Origin of the sequence: Bacillus sp. P14.5 (assembly GCF_003316765.1) — a bacterium.
GTDB lineage: Bacteria > Bacillota > Bacilli > Bacillales > Bacillaceae_B > Rossellomorea.
On sequence record NZ_NIJF01000023.1, the window covers coordinates 1 to 1,341 of the forward strand.

General features: G+C 35.5%; 1 protein-coding gene. It reads left to right on the forward strand.

All coding sequences use genetic code 11. From position 1 onward, the window contains the following. Positions 1–536 precede the first annotated feature (536 nt). Positions 537–1,341, forward strand: an 805-nt coding sequence (locus B9Z54_RS02945) for a reverse transcriptase domain-containing protein (protein WP_481747775.1), incomplete at its 3' end; no start/stop codon positions are given.

A 1,341-nucleotide genomic window follows, 5' to 3' on the forward strand; every position in this document is an offset into this window, starting at 1 on the left:
TTGATTGAATATGGTGAGAATGCTTAAATAGACCTAAAGAAAAGGTTAAGCTGACAAACTTCTGGATGTACGGGTCTATACCTGCGATACATAGAAATGTGTATATCACCAAATTGTGAGGTTAGATATGGGTGAGTAAGATTAATTAATATTAAAATCCATGATACGTTACAGGCGTATGAATGCTAACAGGCTTACAGGAAGCACCTAAGTTCAATCTATAATAGATATAATTCAACGTTGTAAGCTGATAACGTGGAGGGCTTACTCCTAATGAAACGGTGATAAGGAAAGCAATAATGATAATAGTTGTTGTATAACTTCTCTTTATATCAGTGAAAGTGGTGGCACAGTACCAATGAACGGTCTAATCAACCTGGAGGGATAGCCACTAGACTAATGAAGAATCATTCAACCATGTAAGACAGTTCTTTATCGAATAATAAGGTTCTTGTAAGACTAAAAGAGGTTCAACTCCTAAGGGAGTCACCGACTTGTTGAAACGGAAGAAACTGAGACACAATGAGTATTATGATATGCAAAGATACTTTGATAACTTGTATGCTCAAAGTGTTAATGGTCAAAATTTCTATGACTTAATGGATCTAATATGTTCCAATGAAAATATACGTCTTGCTTATCGAAACATTAAAGGAAATACAGGGAGTAAAACAAAGGGCACAGATAAATTAACAATTAATAATGTAAAGAACCTGACGGTTGAAGAAGTGATTGGAAAAGTTCAAGGTATGTTTGAAATGTATAAGCCACAAAAAGTAAGGCGTGTGTTTATACCGAAGGTAAATGGCAAAGTAAGACCATTAGGAATTCCGACGATTTGGGATAGAATCCTTCAACAATGCATCCTACAAGTTCTTGAACCGATTTGCGAAGCAAAATTTCACAATCACAGCTATGGATTTAGACAGAATCGAAGCACGCATGATGCGAAAGCTAGATTCGAATTTCTAATCAACCAAACAGGACTCTTCCACTGTATTGATGTTGATATAAAAGGTTTCTTTGACAATGTTCATCATGGAAAATTGCTTAAACAAGTTTGGTCATTGGGAATAAAAGATAAGAAGTTATTAGCCATCATTTCAAGACTTTTAAAAGCTGAAATCGAGGGTGAAGGTGTGCCATCACGAGGCGTTCCTCAAGGCGGCATTTTATCTCCACTTTTATCAAACATTGTCCTTAATGAACTAGATTGGTGGGTAAGTAATCAATGGGAAACATTTGAAAGTGATTTTAAATATAAGTTCATTGGCAGTAAATATCAAGCACTGAAAAAACGGTCTAACCTAAAAGAATGCTACATTGTAAGGTATGCAGACG